This is a genomic window from Chromohalobacter beijerinckii, from assembly GCF_023061185.1.
Taxonomy (GTDB): domain Bacteria; phylum Pseudomonadota; class Gammaproteobacteria; order Pseudomonadales; family Halomonadaceae; genus Chromohalobacter; species Chromohalobacter beijerinckii.
Genome location: NZ_JAKGAK010000039.1, coordinates 1 through 1,855, shown reverse-complemented (window position 1 = coordinate 1,855; position 1,855 = coordinate 1). Strand labels below are relative to the sequence as shown.

The window sequence follows — 1,855 nt, the reverse complement described above, 5'->3', positions numbered from 1 at the left end:
ACAGGTTCTTATAAACGACCATATTTGAACTCTAATTGATTTTAAGTCATCAAATATGAGCGTTTAAATTTTTAAGCGTTTGATTTTTTCCTCGCCGTAGCGTTCAAATTTGGCTACTATGAAGCAATTACAGTTCATATTTGGATAGCTTGGATATGGTGTCCTCAGGTTCCAAACATTCTGGCACTCAGGTTGCGATGCCGCCGCCTGTGGCGCGTGCCTTGCGTCATCTTGGTCATGATCTATCGATGGCCCGTCGCATGCGTCGGTTGACGCAAGAGGACTTGGCACAGCGTATCGGCACGTCACTGAGTACGGTCAGGCGAATGGAAGACGGTTATCCCGGGACCGCGTTGCATACGTTCCTGCGCGCCCTGCATGTGCTCGGTCGCCTCGAGGACGTGGTCAAGATCATGGCGCTGGAACAAGATACCTTAGGCCTGGAACTGGCCCAGGACCAGTTGCCCCAACGGGTGCGGTCAGCCGGTGGGAAGAAACCGAAGGCAAGGCCATCGGAGGAATCGGGGAATGAAGGCGGGGCCACGGGTGGCGATGAGTTCGAGGGCTTTTGATGGTGACCAAGAAGGCACAACGCCAGGATCTCGACATCCATCTCGGTACGGATGGCAAACTCATCGGACGCCTGTACCTGGGCAGCGGCAAGCGCAGCGCCTTCCGCTATGACGAACACTGGTTGCAGGACCCGCGGTTCTTCACGGTGTCGCCAGACCTGCAGCCCGTCCCCGGAGTTCAGCATCCACAGGGTGTGTTTTTTCGGGCTCTTGAGGACACGGCGCCGGATTCCTGGGGAGAGCGGGTTATCCGTCGCGCGCACGCGAAGTCGCGCCAGCAGGGGCGCGAGAATCCGCCGCTGGCCCCGGTCGATTTTCTCACTTGGGTCGACGATGAAGCGCGTGTCGGAGCCTTGCGCCTTTTCGATCCTCAGCACGGTACCTATCTACACACGGATGGCGCTCATCGTCATGTTCCACCGCTGGTGGAGCTGGACAAAGTTCTGCATGCCGCTCGGGCGTTGGAAGAGGGCGTGGAGAGTGCGCAAGACCTGCAATATCTACTCGGGCAGGGGACGTCGTTGGGCGGTGCGCGTCCGAAGTCCACGGTCCTCGATACCGACGGTTGGTTGGCCCTGGGCAAGTTCCCGAGCCAGGCGGACCAGCGCGACGTGATCCGGGGCGAAGTGCTGGCCATGACCCTGGCAATTCGGGCAGGCATTCGCGCCGCGCCAACGCGTGTGGAACTCATCCGGGGCACGGCCGTGGCGGTGATCCGACGATTCGACCGTACTGGTGGTGGAGGACGCATTCCATACGTGTCGGCCGCTACTATGCTGCAGACGAGTGGACGCGACGAAGTCCATGCTTACACCGAGCTCGTGGATGTGTTGTTACAAGCGGGTTCCGACCCCATCGCTGACATCCACGAGCTGTGGCGCCGTCTGGCCTTCAATTTCCTCATTTGTAACACCGACGATCATCTTCGCAATACGGGGTTGCTTTACGACGCAAGGCGTCGCGGCTGGCGTCTCGCGCCGGCGTTCGATCTCAACCCCATGCCGGGGGATCGTCGTGAGAGCAAGATATGGCTGACCGAAGACTCCGGTCCTATCGATAGTCGAAGAATGCTCATGGAAGGGGCGCCGTACTTCAGGATGAGCGTGCAGGAAGCGACGACAGCCTGGGATGAGGTAACCAGGGCCGTGGGAGCATGGCGCTCCATGGGCAAGGACTTGGGCATGCGAAAGCGGGATTTGACCGATTTTTCTCCTGCCTTTGATCCCGATTCTTGAGGGCCTGCGACTGTATTTTTGTGGATTGTATGCAACACATTGATCGGG

At 58.5% G+C, this 1,855-nt stretch carries 2 protein-coding genes; both read left to right on the top strand.

Going from position 1 to position 1,855, the window contains the following annotated elements:
• The first annotated feature begins 155 nt into the window (after positions 1-155).
• Positions 156-572, top strand: coding sequence for a helix-turn-helix transcriptional regulator (locus L1075_RS15545; RefSeq protein WP_343311344.1), 417 nt, complete (start codon positions 156-158; stop codon positions 570-572).
• A complete protein-coding gene (locus tag L1075_RS15540; protein ID WP_246942737.1) occupies positions 572-1,807 on the top strand; it encodes a type II toxin-antitoxin system HipA family toxin in 1,236 nt (411 codons plus the stop codon). Before L1075_RS15545 ends, L1075_RS15540 begins: the two co-directional genes overlap by 1 nt.
• Positions 1,808-1,855 lie beyond the last annotated feature (48 nt).